The following is a 23,213-nucleotide window of genomic DNA, read 5'->3' on the forward strand; positions in this document are numbered from 1 at the left end:
ACTATTCAGTATTTTTAGTATACACTACAAAAACAAAAGAGACCGTATCTAAATAATTATGATACAGTCTCTTCCTTTTCTATTTATTTAACACAACCGTATTTAAGAACGTTCGTAAATCTTCTTCTTTAAGAGCTCCTACAAAGCGATTTACTTCTTTACCATCTTCGAAACGAATGAATGTTGGTGTTGCTTCAATATTATATTTTTCCCATAGATCATCGTATTCATAGACATTCAATTGAGCAATATCAACACCAAGCTCTTCTGCAATTGGCATTAACACTGGCGTGAAAGCTTGACAGTGTATACAAATCGGGCTGAAGAAATAAGCATTGACAGGCTCACCAGCTTTTATTTTTTCCTCTAACTTGTCTGGCAACATAATGTTTTGATAGTTTTTGTCATCTACTTGATCGATTGTTTCTTGTTTAAGCTCTTTATCGCCATAAAGTTTTTTTGCGATTTCTAACTTACTTTGATTTGAGACATTGGTAAGGACAATAATTGCTGCAAATAAAACAACAATCACTGAACCAATAATTAATAATTTTTTCACTAAAGTAGTGACCTCCTTTTTTACACTAAAAGCCCTAGTTTTAGTGCATTCGCGATTGATTATAAATTGTTTTGAAAACCTAGTAAACTAATTCGCCTTTAAATGAAGATATTTCACATTTATAACATAATTTCAAGTATATTTGGGAACATACATAGTGAGAGTTCATGCAAATTTGAATGTGGGGTGATTATGATGAAAAACTCGTTCCAGCATGTTTTTCAAATTTATACAAAAGATATCCGTAATATTGTCACAAACTGGGTCGTAGCTGTCATTATAGGTGGACTAATTTTTCTTCCATCTCTTTATGCCTGGCTAAATATTTATGCCTCCATGGACCCTTACGCTCACACCTCTAATATGAAAATCGCGATTGTCAATGAAGATACGGGAACCACGGTAAGAGATGAAGCAATTAATGTTGGGAATGAAGTAATTGAGACTTTACGTACGAATAAAAGCTTTACTTGGAAGCTCGAAACAGAGAAAAAAGCTAAGGAACAATTAAAAAATGGTGATTACTTTGCAGTCATAATCATTCCAAATGATTTTTCGCAAAAACTAACCTCTATTTTAACCGACCAACCAACGAAGGCCCATATTGATTATTATGTAAATGAAAAAAAGAATCCTATTGCCCCTAAAATTACAAGTAAAGGAGCGAGCGTACTTACACAGCAGGTTTCGAATGAATTTGTATCCACCGTCAATGGGACACTTTTTTCTATTTTTAATACAATTGGAATTGAAATGGAACGTGACATCCCTGATTTCCGCAAATTCGAAAATTATGTTTTTACTATCGAACAGCATTTACCTGATATTAATTCATTTTTAACGCAAGCCTCTACTCAAGGAAAGGAGGCAAATCAATTACTTAATCAGGCGCTGACACAAGTTCCACAGGTGGAACAACTAACGACAGATGGTTTAACTACCATTCAAAGGGGTTTACATTTAGTGAATGAAGCAGATGCTTTATTTAATGAACTATCCCCTATCATCAAAAAGGATGTCACAACTGTTCAAAATATCGCCCAACATTTTACAGAGATCATCAATAAGCTCAATCGTATAAATTTTGACCCTGCCTCCATTACGCAAACGAAAGAGGCACTTAAAAATCAATTGTCAACTTCTAAAGACAACATAAACAAGAGTATTCAAACACTTGAGGCACTGCAAAAATTAATTCAGGCAGATGCTTCTACTCGTAAGCAATTAGAAGACTCTTTAACAACCATTATTGGTTCTTTACAGGAAAGTAATGCAGAAGCGAATCAACCAATCATCGAACAGCTTACAGCCATTCGCGAAGCTTTGGAACATCCACCAAACTTCATTGATTCTACGTCAAATGCGCTTAACTCATTACAACAATTACAGACTCTACATGACGATTTACTAAATAAAGTGGATCAATTAAAGCCAATTGATAAAGATGTTATCAAGCAAGACATTACAGCCATTCAGCAAATCGCACAAAATGCTACAGCTAATTTACAAAAATTCTTATCCTATTATAACGAAAGTCTAGAGCCACAAATTCGATCTACCCTTACCAGTGCGAAGCAAACTTTAACTAACGCTTCTACCATGCTGACAAATGTAAAACAATCCATACCTCAGGCAACAGATAAATTGACACAGGCCAAAAACACGCTAGGAACAGCAAATCAAGCTATTCAAAAAATACAAACTGAATTTCCAACTTTAAGTGCTAAAATCAAAGAATTAGCGAATAAGCTACGAACTTTAGAAGAAGAAGCGGATCTAGCAGAGATTGTGCAATTACTAAAAAATGATGTCAACGCCGAACGTGATTTCTTTGAGGAGCCTATTAAATTAAAGGAACATCGCGTATTCCCTATTGCGAACTATGGAACAGCCATGACACCGTTTTACACAGTACTATCTATTTGGGTAGGCTGTTTACTGTTAATTTCATTATTGTCTGTGAATCTCCATGGAGATACATCTTATAGTATTCGAGAAATTTACTTTGGTCGACTCTTAACATTTGCAACTTTCTCGTTTATTCAAACTCTCATTATTACCATTGGAGATATTTTCTTAGTAGACGGCTCCATTCAAGCACCTGCCTACTTTATCTTATTTGGACTTTTTATTAGTCTCGTATTTGTAACGGTTGTCTATACACTCGTATCCGTCTTCGGTAATGTAGGAAAAGCATTAGCGATTGTGATGCTTGTGTTACAAATTGCAGGCTCTGGTGGAACCTATCCAGTCGAGTTATTGCCGAGGTTCTTCCAAATAATCAACCCCTTTTTACCATTTACGTATGCGATTGAAATGATGCGTGAAGCTGTCGGCGGAATTATTTGGTCAACAGTCTGGATGGACCTCATCTTCCTATTTGGTTTCTGGTTCATTTTTATCCTGTTCGGATTCTTCTTAAAAAAATTATTGAGCGAGAAAATGGAACATTTCATGAACAAAACACGTGGATTAGATATATTTCACTGATTTTCAACGAGGCGTCTGTAAATGTTTATGAAAACGATGTTATAATGGAAGTATTGTAAACATGTAGGAGGCGCTATTTTTGAAGAAATCGATTACTATTTTTGTTGTATTGGCGTTACTGTTATTAAGTGCTTGTGGAGATAAAAACAGTGCTGAAACCTCTCCTAAAGCAAATGACGCTTCACATGAAGGTCATGACCATGCAGAGGCATCTGGTGATATCCAAGAAGAAACGGCTTCTGCTGACGTCCTACCAACCTTTTTAGAGGGCAAACAAGAAAATATACGCTTAGTCTATCAAATCGCTGGACAATCAACAGAGATTCTCGAATGGATGCCATGCTATTGCGGCTGTGGGGAATCTGCTGGCCATAAAAGTAATTTAAATTGCTTTATTCAGGAAAAACGTGAGGATGGTTCGATTGTTTGGGATGATCATGGGACGCGTTGTTTAGTGTGCTTAGAGATTGCTGTCCAATCAGCACAACTGCACAAGGAAGGCAAGAGCTTAAAAGAAATTCGTCAGTTCATTGATGACACGTATAAAGAGGGCTATGCAAAACCAACACCAACGGACATGCCTGCATAAAAAAGCAAAGTCGCGAATGTGCGACTTTGCTTTTATTGTTTCAGTTGATTTTTCTTTCGTTTACGAAGGATGATATACAGGATAACTGCAATGACAAGGATGAGCCCAACAAATTCTGCAATTAAAACATAGGATATTTCACCTTTTTTAGCTACTTTCCCTTCTTCCTTATCAGCATTTTGATTTATGGCTACAACAAATTGCCCTTCTTTTGTTTCAATCGCAGCGTCTGTCTGTGAATTCGTCTCTTTCAAGTGAGCATAAAAGTTACCTTTTACAGAGGCATTTTCTAATGAATGAATCCATAATAAAGGCTCTTTAAGCTGCCAGAAATTTTTCGTTATGAACACATATTGGCCTATTGCCTCAGGTAAAAAGCCTTGTGAGATAAGCTGCTCAGATGTGTGAGGGATTTTTGAGGATTGCTTGGCAAGCCATGTTAGCTGTTCCATTTCCCCCATAAAAATGACTGTTTTTTCATAATCATCATCCTAATTAAAAGTTATTTACCCATAACGAATTCCCGATTTTTAATTATAGTATACAACAAATGGAATGGCTAAGTTTTTATATGAGTAATGTCACACATAATCTAGCCCTAAAATAAAAAAGATGCCCAATAAAGGTCTATAGACCCATTAGACATCTACATTTATTCAATCTAACCCAATTTCTTTGTATATATTTCTCTTGAAAGCAAAATTGTTATTACAATGAATGGAATAAACATACCAATTGTTTCAATTTTAATTTGCGTTATTTAACAAGCTTCAAAATGGTTTTAAAATGTTCATGATCTGCACGTTGAAGTAGCTCATACAAGATCATTTCGGTGCTAGTTGGGTAAATACCCAGCGCATGCATCTTTGTAAGCCCAATTTCTTTATTTGCCTTTGTTCGAGAAGATACTGCATCTACAACAACCTCTACTTCAAATCCTTGTTCTTTCAGGTGTCTAGCCGATTGGTACACACAAATATGTGTTTCAATACCTGTCACAATGAATTGAGTACGTCCATTTTCCTTCATAGCCTCTACAAATGCCTCTTCTTGGCACGCACTAAAGGCCATTTTAGGAATCGGTTGCCCTTCTAAATGCTGAGCAATCTCAAGAGCCGTTCCGCCTAAACGACTTGGATTTTGTTCTAGCCATAAAATAGGTACTTCCAGTGCCTGCATTGCTTGTACGAGCTTTGCCACATTTTCAATTACCATTTCACTGTCATCAACAATTGTTGCTAACTTTCCTTGCACATCTACAACTACTAAACAAGCTTTCTCTACTGTAAACATCCTGAACACCTCTTTTTCTTTTCTTTATAATACTATACAAAAACCTGCTTATCTCTCGTAAAGTAATAAGGAGTTTTCTCTAACAATCGATTTTAATGGTTTTGCTTTAGCCTGTAGGTTTCACACTCCCAATAAGGAAATACCTGTAAATAAAAACACGAACATTATCGTTTTTATGGCAATAAAAAATATTTAATATACGGAAAATATCACTTAATTTCAAAAAAAACTTTCTTTTTGTTCGTTTTTAATGAAAAATACCTGCTTAAATGTGTACATTTTGTTGCGAGTCTGTCTCCATTCTGCTCAAATATTAAGAATTTTATTTTTTCTCTTGAAAATTAGGTTATAATCCAGTAAAGTTCTGTTATTAACCAAACAAGGAGTGTACCACTTTGACACAACGTGCATACAATTTCAACGCAGGTCCATCTGCTCTACCACAAGAAGTATTAGAAAATGCTCAACAGCAATTAGTAAACTTCCGTGATTCAGGTATGTCCATTATGGAAATGAGTCACCGTAGTGCCATTTTTGATGAAGTACATAACGAAGCCATTACTTTATTAAAAAAACTTTATGCTATTCCTGAAAACTATGAGGTACTATTCTTACAGGGTGGAGCAAGCCTTCAGTTTACAATGGTGCCTATGAACTTCTTAACAACTGAGCAAAAAGCTAGCTATGTATTATCAGGCTCATGGTCTGAGAAAGCTTTTAAGGAAGCTAAATTATTTGGGACACCTGTTGAAGCTGCAAGCACAAAAGAAAACCAATACCGCAATATTCCTGCTTTAGAAGATATTCAATTCAATGAAGATGATGCATATGTTCACATCACATCCAATAATACGATCTATGGTACGCAATGGAAAAACTACCCTGATACAGAAAATGTTCCATTAGTGGCAGATATGTCAAGTGACATCCTATCAAAACCAGTTGATATTGAAAAGTTCGGAATCATCTATGCTGGTGCTCAAAAAAACCTTGGTCCTTCAGGTGTAACGGTCGTAATTATTCGCAAAGATTTACTTGAAAAAGCCAATAAAAATATTCCGACGATGCTAAAGTATACAACACATGCTGATAGTAATTCACTTTATAATACACCTCCAACATTTGGGATCTATATGCTAGGCGAGGTGTTAAAATGGGTTGAAGCTAAAGGCGGCGTAGCAGAAATTGAGAAACACAATGAATTAAAGGCAAAAGTCATTTATGATGCCATTGACAATAGTAATGGTTTCTACAAAGGCCATGCCACACCAGAAAGCCGTTCTTTAATGAACATTACATTCCGTGTTGCAGATGAGGAGCTGGAAAAATTATTCCTTGTAGAGGCAAAGGCAGCAGGTTTTGTTGGGCTAAATGGACATCGTTCTGTAGGTGGTTGTCGTGCTTCCACTTATAATGCAGTGCCCCTTGAGGCATGTGAAGCTTTAAGAGATTTCATGGTAGATTTCCAACAAAAACATCAATAAACTTCTATTTAAAAGATGAATCTTTACAGAAATGTAAAGATTCATCTTTTTTTCGCGCTTGTAGAAGGAAATAAGAAATCTATCCCCATACCATTAGCTTGATTAGATGTTTATAGCAATATCTCAGCTTAGGGCTTTACACATTGCAAAAGTTTTTGAGAAAAATATAGATTTTTAAGCAGCCTATCGGACATATCGCCAGCCTCTAGCTATGCACCAAACATAGATTATTACTGTAAGGGTTACCCTTACGAAACTAGAGGAAGGGAGGTCTAGACAATGGAAGATAAAAGATATATGTCACATATGAACTGGCAAGGCTGTAAATGTCCTAAAAAAGAGGAAAAATGCTGTCAACGTAAAGTTGAAAAATGTCATTGCCAAAAAGAGGAAAAATGTCATTGTAAAAAAGAAGAAAAATGTACACCAAGAATGAGCAGCAACTGTAGAGGCTGTATTTGTCACCAATTAAGAAAATTAGAGCTAGCTACTACACTAGATATCTTCTTATCTGGAGGTATTAGCTTCTTAGGTGTGACTTTCATTTCCTTCGATCCAAGAAATTGCTGTGCATACTTCCTTGAGCCAGGTGCAGCAGCTGCTTCTCCTTTAATCGTAGATTGCAATAAAATTGTTGCGATTCGTCGAGTGGCAGTAGCTTAATCCTTTTAGAGGGTAGCCTTCTATTGGCACCCTCTTCTTACATAGAAAAAAACTCTGTCAACATTTAATGTGACAGAGTGTCATGCTTACAATCAGGACATTTACCATATATTTCAAACTTATGATTTTCAATTTCATAATCAGGCAATTTTTCACCTAACATTTCCATTGGACAAAGATTAAGCTCTTTGACGTTGCCACAGTCCATACAGATAAAATGATGGTGATGATGCGCAGATTCACAGTGCATACGGAAATTACGTTCCCCGGATAGCTCTGTTTCTTCTAATATCCCAAGTTTCACAAAAGTAGCAAGGTTACGATAAATAGTATCAAAACTCATTCCCGGAAAATCTTTTTTTAAAACATCCAATAAATCACGGGCTGTTAGATATTTATCTGTTGCTGCAAACATATCTAATATTAACTCCCGTTTATCTGTTTTTTTATAGCCATTTTCCTTTAATATTTCCCACGCTCTTGAAATATTCATTGCGCTACCTCCCCCTGCTTTGCAGCCATTTTAAGTGCTACTTTCTTCCCTAGGATTACAAGTAACAAAATCAGAATAGAAGTGACAACAATCGTGCCTCCTGGCGCTAAATCCATATAAAATGCGCTAATTAGACCAATTAGTACAGCTGTTTCTCCAAAAACAATGGCAAAAATGATGGTTTGTTTAAAGCCCTTTGCCAAGCGCATTGCTGCTGCAACAGGCAATGTCATCAGAGATGATACAAGTAAAATACCAACTATGCGCATACTTGCCGCAATGACAAGTGCTGTTACAATCATAAATAAAAGATGAACCCAACGAGCCGGAAGTCCACTAGCTTTTGCATATTCCTCATCAAAAGACAAAACAAATAATTCTTTAAAAAATAAAAACAAAAAGATAATCACAATGGCAGCAATGCCAATCACTACCCATAAGTCTTGACGAGATACAGCAGAAACCGAGCCGAATAAATAACTCATTAAATCTGTGCTAAAACCACTGGCAAGTGAAATAAAGATGGCGCTAATCCCAATACCACCTGACATGATAATTGGAATGGCAAGCTCCTCATAGTGCTTATACAAACGTCTTAAACGCTCAATCAAGACAGAGCCACTCACAGAGGCTAGTATTCCTAGATAAATAGGATTGAGCATTGCTAAGGCTGTCACTGATTGACTAATGTATAAGCTCCCAGCAATTCCTGCAAGTGTTACATGCGACAAAGCATCCGCAATCAAGGATAGCCTACGTACAACAATAAACACACCCAGCAGGGGCGCAAGTATGCCAATTAATAATCCAGAGAAAAAGGCATTTTGTAAAAATTCATAATGTAAAATTGCTTCAATCATATGCCTGCTCCTTCTAATGAATCTTTCTCACGGAATGGCCATACCAAGCGTCTAGCGCATCCTGAGAAATATTATCAAATTCATTTTTATAGCCGTGGAAGTGAATAGTTTGATTCAAACATGCCACATGGCTGATACGATTCGATACCGTATCGACATCGTGTGTGACAAGAATCATCGTAATTCCTTGTTCCCGATTTAATTTCGCCAGCATATCATAAAATGACTGCACATTCTCATGATCAATGCCGACAGTTGGCTCATCTAAAATGAGCAATTTGGGATTACTGACTAAAGCTCTTGCAATAAAAACACGTTGTTGTTGTCCACCAGATAGTTCTCCAATGTTGCGATTCATATAAGCATCCATGCCAACTGCCTTTAAAGCTTCTTGAACTTTGTCTTTGGCATCTCGGCCAGGTCTTTTAAAAAGCCCTAATTTTTTCGTTAATCCACTTTTCACGACCTCTTGCACGGTTGCCGGGAAGCCAGAATTAAAGGCATTGGATTTTTGCGAGACATAGCCAATCCATTCACGGTGCTTAAAATTTGCACTTGGTTCACCAAATAATTTTATTTCTCCGGATAAAGGTTTCAGCAAACCTAAAATAATTTTTAATAATGTTGATTTTCCCGAACCATTTGGGCCGAGAAGTGCTAAAAAATCTCCCTCTTCTACACGAAAAGAAATGTTTTTTAAAACTTGCGTATAGTCATATTGAAATGACACATTTTCAATGTCAATAAGTGTTGTTTTCATGCATGATCGCTTCTTTCTAATTCAAAATCATTACGATTTACAAATTGTAAGTATAAAGGAAAGTGCAGTTTTTGTAAAGAAAAGAAGATGGATGCTTTTTCGAATAGCTGATTGCAAGTGTATAAATGATTTCGTGAAAATTAATGAGATAAAGGAGGATTGACTTTGAGTATTCAATTTTTACAGCAATTAGCACAAAGCACGGATAAGGAAATTGTCGCGATTGCTCGTGAAGAAGGCTTTAGCATTACGACTTCTGAAGTAAAAAAACTTCGACCTTATTTGGAGCAATTCTCATTTTCTTGGCTATTTTTAGGGATTCCTAAAGATATTCTTGTTGAAGTGGAGGCCGTTTTAGGAAGAAAGCGCTCTCGTCAACTCATCGCCTTGTTTACAAAATAAAAAAAGCCCGAAATCAGAACTAGCCTGATTTCGGGTTATTTCTGTTAGCCTTTTAAAGCTTCAATATGCTCAGGTTTAAAAGTACCACTTCGTAACATATCGATTTCCACTTTATACGGAGCTACCTTAGATTTAGCGTCACTCTTGAGAGGGACAAAGGGTGTTTCTAAAATTTTAGGAACATCCATTAATTGTGGATGGTGTACTACATAGTTAAGGGCATCAAAGCCAATATGACCAAAGCCAATATTTTCGTGACGATCCTTACCTGCACCGCGCACATTTTTGGAGTCATTGATATGCAATACTTTAATGCGTTCCACGCCTATAATTTTATCAAATTCGTTTAATACACCATCAAAATCTTCCACGATATTATAGCCAGCATCATGTGTATGACAGGTATCAAAGCATATAGAAAGTCGCTCGTTATTCGTTACACCATCAATAATTTTAGCAAGTTCTTCAAAGGAACGTCCACATTCCGTCCCCTTCCCTGCCATGGTTTCTAATGCAATTTGAACGGGATAGTCCTGAGATAATACCTCATTTAAACCTTCAATAATTTTAGCAATACCAGCATCAGCACCAGCTCCTACATGGGCACCAGGGTGTAAAACAATTTGCGTTGCCTCCAGTGCAGCAGTACGTTCAATTTCCGATTGTAGAAAATCTACACCGAGACGGAATGTTTCTGGTTTTTCCGTATTGCCAATATTAATAATGTAAGGTGCATGTACAACAATATTGGTCATCCCATGCTCTTTCATATGCAGGAGTCCATTCATAATGTTTAAGTCAGCAATGGCTTTGCGACGTGTATTTTGCGGTGCTCCAGTATAAATCATAAATGTATTGGCTCCGTATGACAGTGCCTCTTTACTAGAGCCAAGTAGCATTTCTTTCCCGCTCATCGAAACATGTGAGCCAAGTAACATGTAAAAGCCCCCTTATTTTTTACCGCGTGCCTTTAAGCGACGTTCACGTTTTTTAATTTTTTCCATTTCCCACTTCATATTACGTTTATAGCCAGGTTTTACCTTTTTAGGCTTACGTACCAACGCTTTTGCTTTCACATCAATTTCATTCTCTTGCTTCACACGATTTTTACGGGCATGACGCTCTTTTAACTCTGACCATTCGCCATCTTTTACATCTTTTTGTACAAAAGGAATGCCCATTTTTTCTACGCGAACTACTGCATCCTCATCTGATGGCTCAAATAAAGTAATGGCTGTCCCTTTATTGCCTGCACGCGCTGTTCGACCAACGCGGTGAATAAAGAATTCTAAGTCTTCTGGAATCTCGTAGTTAATAACATGAGAAATGCCTTGGATATCAATACCACGAGCAGCTAAGTCAGTTGCTACAATGTATTGGTAGTCAAGATCACGGATTTGCTTCATCATTTTTTTACGATCACGTGGACTTAAATCACCGTGAATTTGGCCACAACGGATACCATGCTCATTTAAATAGCCAGCAACGTGTTCTGCTGTCTTACGTGTGTTGGTAAAGATAACAGCTAAAAAGGGATTAATGCCCTCAATGACTTCTAATAAACGTTTATTACGAGATTTTGAGCGCACTGGTACAAGTACAAAATCGATACCTTCTGCCACTGGTCGTTTATCATTCATATGGACATGCACTGGTGCTTCCATGTATTTCTTTAAAAACGGCTGAAGTTTTTCTGGTATTGTTGCAGAGAAAACATACATTTCAAGCTTTTCGGGCATCTGTGAAGCAAATCCATCAATCTCTTCAATGAAGCCCATATCAAAAGCTAGATCCGCTTCATCGACAACTAAAATTGGTGCTGTATGCACAAATAACGCTTGTGCTGAAACAAGGTCACGAATACGTCCTGGTGTTCCAACAACAATTTGTGGCTGTGTTTTTAATTTATCAATGGAGCGTTGTTTGTCCGTACCCCCAATAAATAGTTTTGCTTGAATAGCTGTTCCTTCTATTAATTGATTTAATGCATCAAAAATTTGCTGTGCTAACTCTCGTGTAGGAGAAGTAATAACGGCCTGTACTTCCTGTTTTTCTACATCAATACGTTGAACAATTGGAATTAAAAAACTATGTGTTTTCCCTGTTCCTGTATGTGCCTGTCCAATAGCACTTTTCCCTTTTAATAAAAGCGGAATAATTTCTTTTTGAATTGGTGTCGGTTCTGTAAAGCCAAGATTTGCAATGGCGTCCTGCAAAAATGGCTGAAAATTATAATCAGTATATTTTGACATCATTCGTTCCTCCTAACATCTTTTTCATTGTACCATGATTCGAACTTTAAGGTATATTTACGTCCTATTTCTTACTAGCATAAACATATTTTTAATGTTTTATTATCACCGTAACAAAGCCCTTATCAAAGGTACTTGAAATACGCAGAATATGCAATCATAAAAGCGCTGTAACAATGTTCGAAAACGCTTGTAATATGTAATTTTTATGTCAATTTATAGGGAACTAATGATTAGCAGATTCCCCACATGTTATGATAGAGCTGTAAGATATTATGGGAGGTTGGTAGATTATGAAAGCAGCAAGATGGTATAAAGCAAAAGACATCCGTGTAGAAAACATTGAAGAACCAGTCATCGCACCTGGAAAAGTAAAAATCAAAGTACATTGGACAGGGATTTGTGGCAGTGATTTACATGAATACGCAGCTGGGCCAATCTTTATTCCAGTGGAGCAACCTCACTATGTAAGTAAAGACATAGCACCTATTGTAATGGGACATGAATTTTCAGGTGAAGTAGTTGAAATTGGCGATGGTGTTACATCTGTTAAAATCGGTGATCCTGTAGTAGTAGAACCAATCCTTGCATGTGGCGAATGTGCTGCCTGTAAAAAAGGTAAATATAATATTTGTAAACATTTAGGTTTTCACGGTCTTTCAGGCGGTGGCGGTGGATTCTCCGAATATACAATGGTAGATGAAAAAATGGTTCACAAAATGCCAGAAGGGCTTTCTTATGAGCAAGGAGCACTTGTTGAACCAGCAGCAGTCGCTTTACATGCTGTGCGTCAAAGTAAATTAAAAGCCGGTGACAAAGCTGCCGTCTTTGGAACAGGACCAATCGGGCTACTTGTCATTGAAGCATTACGTGCAGCGGGCGCATCAGAAATCTATGCTGTAGAGCTTTCAGCAGAGCGTGCCGCAAAAGCTTTAGAACTTGGTGCAACAGCCGTCATTAATCCTAAAGAGGAAGATGCCGTTGCGCGTCTACATGAATTAACAAATGGTGGTGTAGATGTTGCCTTTGAAGTAACGGGCGTTCCTGTGGTATTACAACAAGCTATTGACTCAACAACTTTTGAAGGTGAAACAATCATCGTGTCGATTTGGGAGTCTACAGCTGCTATCCAACCGAACAATATCGTTCTATCAGAGCGAACAGTCAAAGGAATTATTGCCTACCGCGATATTTTCCCAGCCGTAATGGAGCTGATGACCCAAGGTTACTTCCCTGCAGACAAGCTTGTTACGAAACGAATTGCTCTTGATGAAGTGGTAACAGAAGGCTTTGAGGCATTAATGAAGGAACGTAATCATATTAAAATTCTTGTAAATTCTCAAGCATAAAATACGATCAGGTAGAGAATAAAGCATTTCTCTACCTGATTTTATAGTTATTATTCTTGTCTATTATCCATTTTTTTCATGATAGTTAAATTCGCCATTAGAACGTTCACTTTATTTTCTCCAAAGATTCCTAGTGTTCGTTTCTCCGTATTTTCTTCAATGATTTTTTCAATCTCTTCTTCTGAAAGACCGCTTGCTAGGGCAATGCGCTTCACTTGAATGTTTGCAGCCTTCACACTAATATGTGGATCCAGCCCTGAGCCAGAAGCTGTCATTAAATCTGCAGGTATATCTTGGCGTTTTACTGTTGGGTTTGCATGTAGAAACTTCTTGATATCTGCTTCAATTCGCTTCTTCAATTCTGGATTAGATGGTGCATAGTTAAAAGTTCCAGAAGTCACACCACTATAATTTAACTGACCATTTTTGTCTGGTACCGTATCATCCTCAGTATAAACATTATAATGAATGGCTGAAACACGTCCCCAGAAATATGATGGTGCTGAAAAGGATTGACCGATCAGTTCTGAACCAACAGCTTTACCATTGATTTCTAGTAAACTACCATTTGCTTGATGATGGAGTAATCCTTGAGCTAAAGCAGTCACCGCAAAAGGGTAGATTAGCCCACACAGTATAAACATTGTTATTGTAATAAGAATTGCTTGCTTTAAGTTCATAAATAGTTTTCGCATGTACCTTCCTCCTATAGCCCAAAACTACGGCATAGTGGACCAACTAGTATGTCAATTAACTTAATCCCAATAAAAGGAGCTATAATACCACCTATACCATAGACTAATAAATTTTTATTCAAAAGTTTTGTAGCACTCATTGGTTTATACGTTACTCCCTTTATTGCAATTGGAATTAACAAGGGAATAATGACTGCATTAAAAATTAAGGCAGAAATAATCGCACTTGTTGAAGAATTAAGTTTCATTATGTTTAATGCGCTCATCTCAGGTACAGCCACCATCAACATAGCAGGTATGATGGCAAAATATTTTGCTATATCGTTAGCGATACTAAATGTTGTTAAAGCGCCACGTGTCATCAGAAGCTGCTTCCCTAACTCTACAATTTCAATAATTTTAGTTGGATTTGAATCTAAATCAACCATATTAGCTGCTTCTTTTGCTGCATTTGTACCTGAATTCATTGCAAGACCAACATTGGCCTGCGCTAACGCTGGTGCATCATTTGTACCATCACCAGTCATTGCTACTACCTTCCCTTGTGCCTGTTCATCCTTAATGACTTGAATCTTATCCTCAGGTTTGCTTTCTGCGATAAAGCTATCTACTCCAGCTTCCTTTGCAATGGCTGCTGCTGTAAGTGGATTATCTCCTGTACACATAATGGTTTTAATCCCCATTTCACGAAGCTGTTCAAAACGTTCCTTTAGTCCAGCCTTGACAATATCCTTTAGATAAATAACGCCTAAAATTTTATCATTCAGTGCTACGACCAGAGGCGTCCCCCCTACTGTAGATACTTGTTGAACCAGCAACTCTAGATTTGAAGGAATACTGTACCCTGCCTTCAAACTCTCTCTTTTTATCGTATCATAGGCACCTTTTCGAATTTTTGTGCCATCCACCCTATCCAAGCCACTCATTCGTGTTTGTGCAGTGAAGGGAATATGTTTACTTGTCTGGATAATGCTTTTTTCACCGTCCGTATTCACCCCTAATTCGCAAGCAAGCGATAAGATAGATTTTCCCTCAGGTGTATCATCTGTTAGAGAACTAAGCCATGCAGCTTGCATTAACTCTTCCCTGGCAATTCCTTTTACTGGTAGAAACTCAGCTGCCATTCGATTGCCATATGTTATCGTGCCAGTCTTATCTAAGATTAATGTATCCACATCTCCACAGGCTTCCACCGCTCTCCCAGACATTGCGATGACGTTAAATTGTGTTACCCTATCCATACCTGCAATACCAATTGCGGATAATAATCCACCAATCGTTGTAGGAATTAAACAAACTGTAAGTGCTATTAATGTTGCGATAGAAATTGGCACATTCAAATACATAGTCATTGGATAGAGGGACACTACCACTAACAGAAAGATAATTGTTAAACTTACTAGAAGTGTATTAAGGGCTATTTCATTTGGTGTTTTCTTACGGCTAGCCCCTTCAATTAGCGTAATCATTTTATCCAGAAATGATTCGCCAGGCAATGAAGTAATTTCAATCATCAACCAATCACTCGTAACCGTCGTACCACCCGTAACGGATGAAAAATCGCCACCTCGTTCTTTTACAACAGGGGCAGATTCACCTGTTATTGCCGATTCATCCACAGTAGCAATGCCATCAATGACTTCCCCATCATTTGGAATTACCTCTCCAGCTTGAACTAATACAATATCTCCTTTTTTAAGGTCATTGGCCTGTTTAAGGATTTCCGTACCATCATGAAGCAACACACGAGCCTGTGTCACTGTCTTTGTTTTTTTTAAAGTTTGAACTTGTGCTTTACCTCTTCCTTCTGCAATTGACTCTGCAAAATTAGCAAATAGAATTGTAACAAAAAGTAGGATAGCAACTATTCCATTGTATAATCGAGCATGTTCTTCTACTACACTCCCAAACATATTTGGAAAAAGAACTAATAGCACCACAAACAAAAATCCTACTTCTACAACAAACATAACAGGATTTTTTAGCATATAAGTGGGACTAAACTTTTTTAAAGCGTCTATCATTGCATTTTTCAGCATCTTACTTGTCAAAAAACTCTTTCTTACTGTTTCCATATGCTCACTCCTCCATTAAGAATAAAGTTGTAAATGCTCTGTAATTGGACCAAGTGCTAAAGCTGGTAAAAATGTTAATGCACCAATCATTAAAACGATAGCCACTAGTAAAAAAGTAAAAGTAGTATTATCCGTTTTTAATGTTCCTATTGAATCACTGTGCCAAAATTTTTTGGCAAGTAGTGACGCAATCGCAAGTTGAATGATAATGGTTAAATATCGTCCAAAGAACATTGCAAGTCCTGTTGTCACGTTCCAAAATGTGGAATTATCTGCTAACCCTTCGAACCCTGAGCCGTTGTTGGCAGAGGCTGAAGCAAATTCATATAAAACCTGTGATAATCCGTGAGCACCTGGATTCGTTATGCCTGCTATTCCTGTTGGTGTTACAACTGCTAGTGCTGAAAATAGCAAAATAATAGCCGGATGAATCAAAATGCATAGAGCAATTAATTTCATTTCTTTCTCTTCAATCTTTTTACCTAAAAACTGAGGAGATCGCCCAATCATTAAACAGGCAATAAAAATTGTTAGTAGAACATACATCATCATGTTCATCAGGCCGACCCCTTTACCACCAAACACAACATTTAGCATCATATTAAACATCGGTACTAGACCCCCAAGAGGCGTCAATGTATCGTGCATATTGTTAACAGATCCTGTTGTAAACGCAGTAGTGACAGTGGTAAATAATGCTGATTGTACTACTCCAAAACGCATTTCTTTTCCTTCCATGCTCCCTAGCTCCTGTGTTATACCGAGTTCACTTATAATTGGATTACCAGCCTTCTCTGCTATGTACACAGTCACTAATCCGAGTAGAAACAATATACTCATTGCTGCAAAAATAGCTAAACCTTGTTTTCCAAAAATAGTTTTCTTTTTTCTATAAGCAATCATCAAACTAAAGGCAACTACACAAGCGCCCGGCAATAGCATCATCGATAACATCTCCACTATATTTGAGAGAACGGTTGGATTTTCAAAAGGTGTTGTTGAATTGGCTCCGTTAAAGCCCCCACCATTCGTACCTATATGCTTAATCGATTCTAGAGAAGCAACAGGTCCAAGTGCAATATCTTGTAATTTTCCTTCGATCGTTTGTACTGTTTTATTTGCACTTAAGGTTTGTGGTGTCCCTTGAGATACTAAAATAATGGCAACAATGATGGAGATAGGCATTAAAATACGCGTAATAACACGAACAAAATCAATAAAGAAATTCCCAATAGTATCTGTTTTCGCAACAAGGCGACGACAAAACGCCATACAAGCTGCATAACCAGTAGCTGCAGATGTAAACATCATGAAGATAATGACTAGCATCTGTGATAAATAACTGAGTCCAGATTCACCGCTATAATGTTGAAGATTTGTATTGGTTATAAAAGAAATAATCGTGTTAAATGAAAGTGTAGCTTCCATATTGCTAATATTATTTGGATTTAAAAACAGGAATGATTGAATGCGCAACAAAAAATATCCAATAAAAACCATAATTGCATTTGTAAGTATTAATGAAAGTACATATTCTTTACCATTCATATCTACTTGTTTAATGCCACACAATTTATAAATTACTGCATCAACTTTGTCTAAAATAGGATCAAGCCATGTTTTTTGATGTAATGTTACCCGATATAGATAATGCCCAGTTAAGATAACGAGCGGTAAATAAATAATTAATACTATGGCTATTTGCCACATAGTGCATTACCTCCTAACAGCCTTTAATAATTTTCAGGACAAAGTAATGCATGCCCTAGATAACCAAACAAGAATACAAGTACAATCCCGATAAAAATCCACATTCCTATCTCCTCCTTATTGCTCATCCACTAGTTTGAAGCACCATGTAGTTAATGACAAAAGACTTCCGAAGCTTATCAGTAACAATACAACCATATAAAAGTCCATCAATAAAATACCCCTCCTTCATTTAGGTTGTTCTCATCATACTGACTTTCAAATTAATGTAGTGTTAGGAAATCTACTTTTCTATTAAGAAAGCATAAAGAGGCAAAATCTTTATACTTTCTTAATGGGAGTTAACGCTATAATACAAATGAGGTGAACGAGGATGGAAAATACACGTCCAACTCCTGAGATGTTTTTAGCAAGACTTCAACAGGAGCAACAAATTTTAGGGAATTTAAAAATCTTTCTCGGTTATGCTGCTGGAGTAGGTAAAACTTACGCAATGTTAGATGCAGCACATCAAGCTCAAAAATTAGGTAAAGATGTGGTGGTTGGCTATGTAGAACAACATCCTCGTCCAGATACGTTAGCTTTACTAGAAGGGCTAGAGCAAATTCCGACGAAAAAAATAACCTATAGAGGAAAAGCTTTTTATGAATTAGATATTGATGCCGTATTGCAGCGCAAGCCAGAAATTGTTCTTATCGATGAATTGGCACATTCCAATGTTCCAACAATGCGGCACAAGAAGCGTTTTGGAGATGTTGAAGAACTACTGTCAAAGGGGATTCATGTTTATACAACTGTAAATATTCAACATATTGAAAGCCTTCATGACTTAGTAGAAGAAATTACTGACATTAAAGTACGAGAGCGTATCCCTGATTACTTAATTGATCAAGCATCTCAAATAAAAGTTGTAGACATTGAACCAGATGAACTAATACAACGCCTACAAGAAGGTAAAGTTTATGCAAAACAACAAGCGGAAAAAGCACTGCATTCTTTTTTCCGCAAACAAAATTTAGTATCATTACGAGAAATTGCATTACGTAGAGCAGCGGATACAATCAACTATAAACAAATAAACAACCATGAATCTGTCAAACACCCTGTACAAATTGAAGAACACCTACTAGTTGGTATCAGTAGTTCTCCTACAAATGCAAAAGTTATTAGAACCACTGCAAGACTTGCACAAGCATTACACGGTAAATTTACTGCTCTTTATGTACAAAACCTGCAGGAGCAAGAAGGAAGTAGTGCAAATTCAGAACGATTACAACAACACATTAAACTTGTGGAACAGCTTGGCGGCCATGTCGTCATCGTTCAAGAAGACGACGTAGCAGCAGCCCTTGCTAATTATGCTCAAATTAGTGGGGTCACGAAACTTGTTATCGGACGAACAAGTATGAGGAAAAAATGGTGGCGACCAAGCACAAAAATAAGTGACCGCCTGAATGAATTTGTTCCGAACTTAGCCCTACACATAGTACCAGATCAAGAAAATGAACCATTTTATTTTCCTATTATAAGTAATAAATTATCATTTGAATGGCTTGATTTGTTCAAAATGTTTATCGTATTTTGCTTCATATCAATTGTCGGCTTGTATCTATATTCAATAGGTATAAGCGAGTCAAACATCATTACAATTTACATTTTAGGGGTCCTCATCCTTGCTATTTGGTCAACTGGATCGATGATGAGTATTATTAACTCCATTATTGCTGTCTTACTTTTTAATTACTTTTTTACAGAGCCTCGATTTTCATTTGATGCTTATCATCGTGACTATCCAATGACATTTTTTATCATGTTTATCTCTGGCGTAATTACGAGTAGCTTAACAAAAAAGATAAAGGAGCAAACCATTATAGCCATTCGTAAATCTTATCGAATGGAGGTGCTCCTTGAAACAAATCGTAGGCTTCAACATGCTAAGTCTATTGAAGAAATAATAGTTGAAGGCATGTCTCAAATTGTTAAATTAGTAGAAAAGCCTGTACAATTTTTCGAAATAAATAACCAGGTAATTGAGAAATCATCTTTCTTTCGTACTGAAACAATGTCTAGTAGTGAAAATCAAAAAATAGCTGTACTTTTCGATAATCCAAATGAATGTGGTGTTGTTAGTTGGGTTACAAATAATAGGCATGTAGCAGGTGTATCTACAGACATCTTTCCTGAAGTGAACGCTTATTATATACCTGTTATTTCTAATGGAGATGTGAAGGGTGTTATAGGTATTGCCCTATCTAAAGTCTCCCCATTGCCTGCATTTGAGCGCAATATTTTGCACGCCATTATTAATGATTTTTCATTCGCTTTGGATAAATGGTATTTACAGAAACTTAATGAGGAAGTAGCGCGAGAAGCTGAAATGGAACAGATGCGAGCTAACCTTTTACGTGCAATCTCTCATGACCTTAGGACACCACTCACTGCTATCTCTGGAAATGCAGATATCTTACTCAACAATGCACCACTAATACCAGAGATTGAAAAAAATAAATTGTATGAAGATATTTATAAAAATTCAAAATGGCTTGTACAAATGGTTGAAAATTTACTAGCTGTATCTAAGTTAGAGGATGGGCAATTTGCGTTAGAAATGCAAATTGAACTAGTAGAAGATATTATTCAAGAGGCACTTTCCCATGTTATTCGTCAAAACAATACACATAAAATATCTTATGAAATTAAACCTGAGTTTTTATTTGCTTTAATGGATGCTCGACTCATCATACAAGTTTTCATTAATATTATCGATAATGCATTGACTTACACCCCACCAGGTAGTGCCATTACGATCATAGTGAAAGAATCAGATGGATTCGTAAGTTTTAGTATTTCTGATAATGGGCCTGGAATCGATGACGCTTTAAAAAGTAGCTTGTTTGAACCATTTACAACTGGAAAAGTACAACGCAGTGATAGTAGACGTGGTCTTGGTTTAGGCTTAGCACTCTGTCAAACAATTTTAAAATTACATGGTAGTAGCATAAACGTTTCAGATAATAAACCACAAGGAACGATTTTTAACTTTTCGCTGAAAAAAGGAGTAATGAAATTTGATGAGTAAAAGAATTCTAGTAGTTGAGGACGATGTAGCAATTGCCAATTTAATTAAAATGACATTAGCGACAAACCATTATGAATTCGACATTGCACGTGATGGTAATAGTGCCCTTCAAAAGGCTCTTACCATAAAACCTGACGTTTTTATTTTAGATTTAGGTCTACCAGACATAGATGGCGTAGAACTAATCACAAAAATTAGAAGTTGGAATCAAACACCAATTATTGTCGTAAGTGCTCGTGGAGAAGAACATGATAAAATTAATGCTTTGGATGTAGGTGCAGATGATTATGTAACAAAGCCATTTAGTGTGGAAGAATTATTAGCAAGAATTCGGGTTGCCTTAAGAAGAATGGCCTATGAACAACCACTTGAAAAAGAGAATCCCATTTTCACAAATGGTTATCTTCAAATTAATTATGTTGATCATACAGTATTTGTAAATGGAAAAGAAATACATGTGACGCCGATTGAATATAAGCTTTTAATTGTTTTATCCAAAAATGTTGGGAAAGTTCTAACACATAATTATATTTTAAAGGAAATCTGGCAAAACGCTCTTCAATCAGATGTTCCAAGTTTACGAGTATTTATGGCTACACTTCGAAAAAAAATAGAAGTTAATCCAGCACAGCCCAAACTTATTCAGACACATGTACGGGTAGGCTACCGAATGCTTCGCTATCATGAAGAGGATGAATGAATATGGAGCCTAAGGTCTAGCTGTATTTGGACTTCTACTTTACAAATTCCATATTACATTTTGCTTTTATGTAGCTTTATTGAACCCTCCTATTAGCCTTTGCATATCATAGCTATAGTCAGGTATGTCATCAATGAAAAACAAGTAGAAAGGAGATCATTATGGTATTTCGACCACCTTATCCATACCCAATGTATCCGGGTGGCATGAGAATGCCCATGCCCATGCAAACACCTCCACAGATGTCGCCACAGTCCTTTTTCCCGCCTGGAGGCTTCCCTGTTCAACCACGAATTCCAGGCGGCTTTCCAATGGCTAATGGAATAGGTTCATTTGGAGGGCAAATGCCGATGCCACCTGTGCAAGAAGCTTCGAAAGTCGGTTCATTTTTACAGCAAGCCAACAGTTTATTTAATACAGCCAAAACCTATACCCCTTATATCCAACAAGCTATGCCGATGGTGAAAAATATTCCATCACTTTTAAAATTGTATAAAGGATTCCAAGGACTTCCTTCCGCTGGCGGTGGAGCAACAGAAGCAGCAGGAAGCGATAGTAAGGCTGCTGGAAGTAGACGGTCATCTAGGCAAAGTGCATCATTTACGCCTCCCGAGCCACTTCCATCTAAACCACGTATTTTCCAGCCACCAATGTAAATGAACGTTTCTTTGTATTCACTGTCACTGTCCGTTATAATGTAGATAGGTAAAGCTTGAAAGGAGTCACAACCACCATGCAAGTATTAAAAATTAATCCACGTGGCTATTGCTACGGTGTTGTGGATGCGATGGTGATCGCTCGTAACGCCGCACTTGATAAAACATTACCAAGACCTATCTACATCTTAGGGATGATTGTGCATAATAAACACGTCACAGATGCGTTTGAAGAGGATGGGATCATCACGTTAGATGGTGATAACCGCCTAGAAATTATTGAACAAGTTGAAACAGGTACTGTCATTTTTACAGCACATGGTGTTTCACCGGAAATTCGTGAGATTGCGAAGCGAAAAGGCTTAGTGTCCATTGATGCTACATGTCCTGATGTAACAGTTACCCACGATTTAATTCGTGAAAAATCAGCAGAAGGCTATGACATTATTTATATTGGTAAAAAAGGACATCCCGAACCAGAGGGTGCTATTGGCGTTGCCCCGGATCATGTCCACTTAGTACAGTCTTCTAACGATATTGATGCTTTACAATTAACGAATGATAAATTACTTGTCACAAATCAAACGACAATGAGCCAATGGGATGTCGCCCATTTAATGGATAGTTTAAAAGAAAAATTCCCACATATTGAGGTACACAAAGAGATCTGTTTAGCTACACAAGTACGTCAAGAGGCTGTTGCACAGCAAGCAGGTGAAGCGGATTTACTTATTGTTGTAGGTGATCCTAAATCCAATAACTCGAACCGCTTAACACAAGTTTCTGTAGAAATTGCAGGAACACCATCCTATCGAATTGCAGATGTTTCAGAGCTAAAAGTAGAATGGTTAAAAGGTATCAACATCGTTGCTGTAACAGCAGGTGCTTCTACGCCAACACCAATTGTAAAAGAGGTTATTAACTTCCTTGATCAATTTGATGAAAATGATCCATCTACACACGAGATTAAGCGTACAGTAACACTAGATAAAATTCTGCCAAAGATTAAGACACCAACACCTGTTGATAAAATCATGCCTTATTAGTTAATCGCAAAAAATCCTGATTGTTATTATGACAATCAGGATTCAGACTGTAGACAAA

At 37.1% G+C, this 23,213-nt stretch carries 21 protein-coding genes; 10 read left to right on the forward strand and 11 right to left on the reverse strand.

Annotation, left to right across the window (positions count from 1 at the left end; genetic code table 11):
* Positions 1 to 79 precede the first annotated feature (79 nt).
* A complete protein-coding gene (locus B3D98_RS05720; RefSeq protein ID WP_288581604.1) occupies positions 80 to 559 on the reverse strand; it encodes a thioredoxin family protein in 480 nt (159 codons plus the stop codon).
* A 195-nt stretch (positions 560 to 754) separates the two neighbouring features.
* On the opposite strand from B3D98_RS05720, the gene B3D98_RS05725 reads away from it, so the two are divergent.
* A complete protein-coding gene (locus tag B3D98_RS05725) occupies positions 755 to 3,049 on the forward strand; it encodes a YhgE/Pip domain-containing protein (protein ID WP_288581606.1) in 2,295 nt (764 codons plus the stop codon).
* A 79-nt stretch (positions 3,050 to 3,128) separates the two neighbouring features.
* Positions 3,129 to 3,638 (forward strand): PCYCGC motif-containing (lipo)protein, encoded by a 510-nt coding sequence (locus tag B3D98_RS05730; protein WP_048392228.1) that lies wholly within the window; start codon positions 3,129 to 3,131, stop codon positions 3,636 to 3,638.
* Between the two features lie 32 nt (positions 3,639 to 3,670).
* Here B3D98_RS05730 and B3D98_RS05735 read toward each other — a convergent pair whose 3' ends face one another.
* Together B3D98_RS05735 and B3D98_RS05740 are read right to left on the reverse strand one after the other, a co-directional pair.
* Positions 3,671 to 4,090, reverse strand: a complete 420-nt coding sequence (locus B3D98_RS05735; RefSeq protein ID WP_288581609.1) for a hypothetical protein — start codon at positions 4,088 to 4,090, stop codon at positions 3,671 to 3,673.
* Between the two features lie 304 nt (positions 4,091 to 4,394).
* The gene (locus B3D98_RS05740) at positions 4,395 to 4,931 is read right to left on the reverse strand and encodes a hydrolase (protein ID WP_054548538.1); all 537 of its coding nucleotides are present in this window, start codon (positions 4,929 to 4,931) and stop codon (positions 4,395 to 4,397) included.
* Positions 4,932 to 5,326: 395 nt separating this feature from the next.
* On the opposite strand from B3D98_RS05740, the gene serC reads away from it, so the two are divergent.
* Entirely contained in the window at positions 5,327 to 6,415 is a 1,089-nt protein-coding gene (gene serC / locus B3D98_RS05745; protein WP_288581612.1) for a 3-phosphoserine/phosphohydroxythreonine transaminase, read from the forward strand.
* 279 nt (positions 6,416 to 6,694) lie between these two features.
* Positions 6,695 to 7,078 carry a hypothetical protein gene (locus B3D98_RS05750; protein WP_048392221.1) on the forward strand — a complete coding sequence of 128 codons (384 nt, stop codon included), beginning with the start codon at positions 6,695 to 6,697 and terminating at the stop codon, positions 7,076 to 7,078.
* Between the two features lie 64 nt (positions 7,079 to 7,142).
* Here the strand turns inward: B3D98_RS05750 and B3D98_RS05755 are convergent, their stop codons facing one another.
* From B3D98_RS05755 to B3D98_RS05765, 3 genes are read right to left on the reverse strand one after another with little or no spacing between them, the layout of a single operon-like run.
* A complete protein-coding gene (locus B3D98_RS05755) occupies positions 7,143 to 7,571 on the reverse strand; it encodes a Fur family transcriptional regulator (RefSeq protein WP_048392220.1) in 429 nt (142 codons plus the stop codon).
* On the reverse strand, positions 7,568 to 8,431 hold the full coding sequence (locus B3D98_RS05760) for a metal ABC transporter permease (RefSeq protein ID WP_048392219.1): 864 nt from the start codon (positions 8,429 to 8,431) through the stop codon (positions 7,568 to 7,570). The genes B3D98_RS05755 and B3D98_RS05760 overlap by 4 nt, the downstream gene beginning before the upstream one ends.
* A gap of 13 nt (positions 8,432 to 8,444) precedes the next feature.
* Entirely contained in the window at positions 8,445 to 9,191 is a 747-nt protein-coding gene (locus B3D98_RS05765) for a metal ABC transporter ATP-binding protein (protein WP_048392218.1), read from the reverse strand.
* A 165-nt stretch (positions 9,192 to 9,356) separates the two neighbouring features.
* Between B3D98_RS05765 and B3D98_RS05770 the strand changes: the two genes are divergently transcribed.
* On the forward strand, positions 9,357 to 9,593 hold the full coding sequence (locus B3D98_RS05770) for a Nif11 family protein (RefSeq protein ID WP_004227236.1): 237 nt from the start codon (positions 9,357 to 9,359) through the stop codon (positions 9,591 to 9,593).
* 44 nt (positions 9,594 to 9,637) lie between these two features.
* Here B3D98_RS05770 and B3D98_RS05775 read toward each other — a convergent pair whose 3' ends face one another.
* Complete coding sequence (locus tag B3D98_RS05775) at positions 9,638 to 10,531, reverse strand: deoxyribonuclease IV (RefSeq protein WP_048392217.1); 894 nt, start codon at positions 10,529 to 10,531, stop codon at positions 9,638 to 9,640.
* 12 nt (positions 10,532 to 10,543) lie between these two features.
* Entirely contained in the window at positions 10,544 to 11,845 is a 1,302-nt protein-coding gene (locus tag B3D98_RS05780; RefSeq protein WP_048392216.1) for a DEAD/DEAH box helicase, read from the reverse strand.
* 293 nt (positions 11,846 to 12,138) lie between these two features.
* Here B3D98_RS05780 and B3D98_RS05785 point away from each other — a divergent pair, with 293 nt between their 5' ends.
* Positions 12,139 to 13,194 carry a 2,3-butanediol dehydrogenase gene (locus tag B3D98_RS05785; protein ID WP_048392215.1) on the forward strand — a complete coding sequence of 352 codons (1,056 nt, stop codon included), beginning with the start codon at positions 12,139 to 12,141 and terminating at the stop codon, positions 13,192 to 13,194.
* 50 nt (positions 13,195 to 13,244) lie between these two features.
* Here B3D98_RS05785 and kdpC read toward each other — a convergent pair whose 3' ends face one another.
* The 3 genes from kdpC to kdpA are packed head-to-tail and all read right to left on the reverse strand — an operon-like array spanning position 13,245 to position 17,674.
* Positions 13,245 to 13,889, reverse strand: coding sequence for a potassium-transporting ATPase subunit KdpC (kdpC, locus tag B3D98_RS05790; RefSeq protein ID WP_048392214.1), 645 nt, complete (start codon positions 13,887 to 13,889; stop codon positions 13,245 to 13,247).
* 11 nt (positions 13,890 to 13,900) lie between these two features.
* Positions 13,901 to 15,964: a potassium-transporting ATPase subunit KdpB gene (kdpB, locus tag B3D98_RS05795; RefSeq protein ID WP_288581631.1), complete on the reverse strand. Its 2,064-nt coding sequence runs from the start codon at positions 15,962 to 15,964 to the stop codon at positions 13,901 to 13,903.
* Positions 15,965 to 15,979: 15 nt separating this feature from the next.
* The gene (gene kdpA, locus B3D98_RS05800; protein ID WP_054550105.1) at positions 15,980 to 17,674 is read right to left on the reverse strand and encodes a potassium-transporting ATPase subunit KdpA; all 1,695 of its coding nucleotides are present in this window, start codon (positions 17,672 to 17,674) and stop codon (positions 15,980 to 15,982) included.
* Positions 17,675 to 18,047: 373 nt separating this feature from the next.
* Between kdpA and B3D98_RS05805 the strand changes: the two genes are divergently transcribed.
* The 4 genes from B3D98_RS05805 (at position 18,048) to B3D98_RS05820 (ending at position 23,155) form a co-directional block, all read left to right on the forward strand.
* Complete coding sequence (locus tag B3D98_RS05805; RefSeq protein WP_054550104.1) at positions 18,048 to 20,753, forward strand: DUF4118 domain-containing protein; 2,706 nt, start codon at positions 18,048 to 18,050, stop codon at positions 20,751 to 20,753.
* Entirely contained in the window at positions 20,746 to 21,453 is a 708-nt protein-coding gene (locus tag B3D98_RS05810) for a response regulator transcription factor (RefSeq protein ID WP_288581634.1), read from the forward strand. Before B3D98_RS05805 ends, B3D98_RS05810 begins: the two co-directional genes overlap by 8 nt.
* Before the next feature lie 161 nt (positions 21,454 to 21,614).
* Positions 21,615 to 22,109, forward strand: coding sequence for a VrrA/YqfQ family protein (vrrA, locus tag B3D98_RS05815; protein WP_004227219.1), 495 nt, complete (start codon positions 21,615 to 21,617; stop codon positions 22,107 to 22,109).
* A gap of 77 nt (positions 22,110 to 22,186) precedes the next feature.
* On the forward strand, positions 22,187 to 23,155 hold the full coding sequence (locus B3D98_RS05820; protein WP_048392210.1) for a 4-hydroxy-3-methylbut-2-enyl diphosphate reductase: 969 nt from the start codon (positions 22,187 to 22,189) through the stop codon (positions 23,153 to 23,155).
* The last annotated feature ends 58 nt before the right edge of the window (positions 23,156 to 23,213 follow it).

It is taken from the genome of Lysinibacillus sp. UBA5994 (assembly GCF_002429725.1).
Taxonomy (GTDB): domain Bacteria; phylum Bacillota; class Bacilli; order Bacillales_A; family Planococcaceae; genus Lysinibacillus; species Lysinibacillus capsici.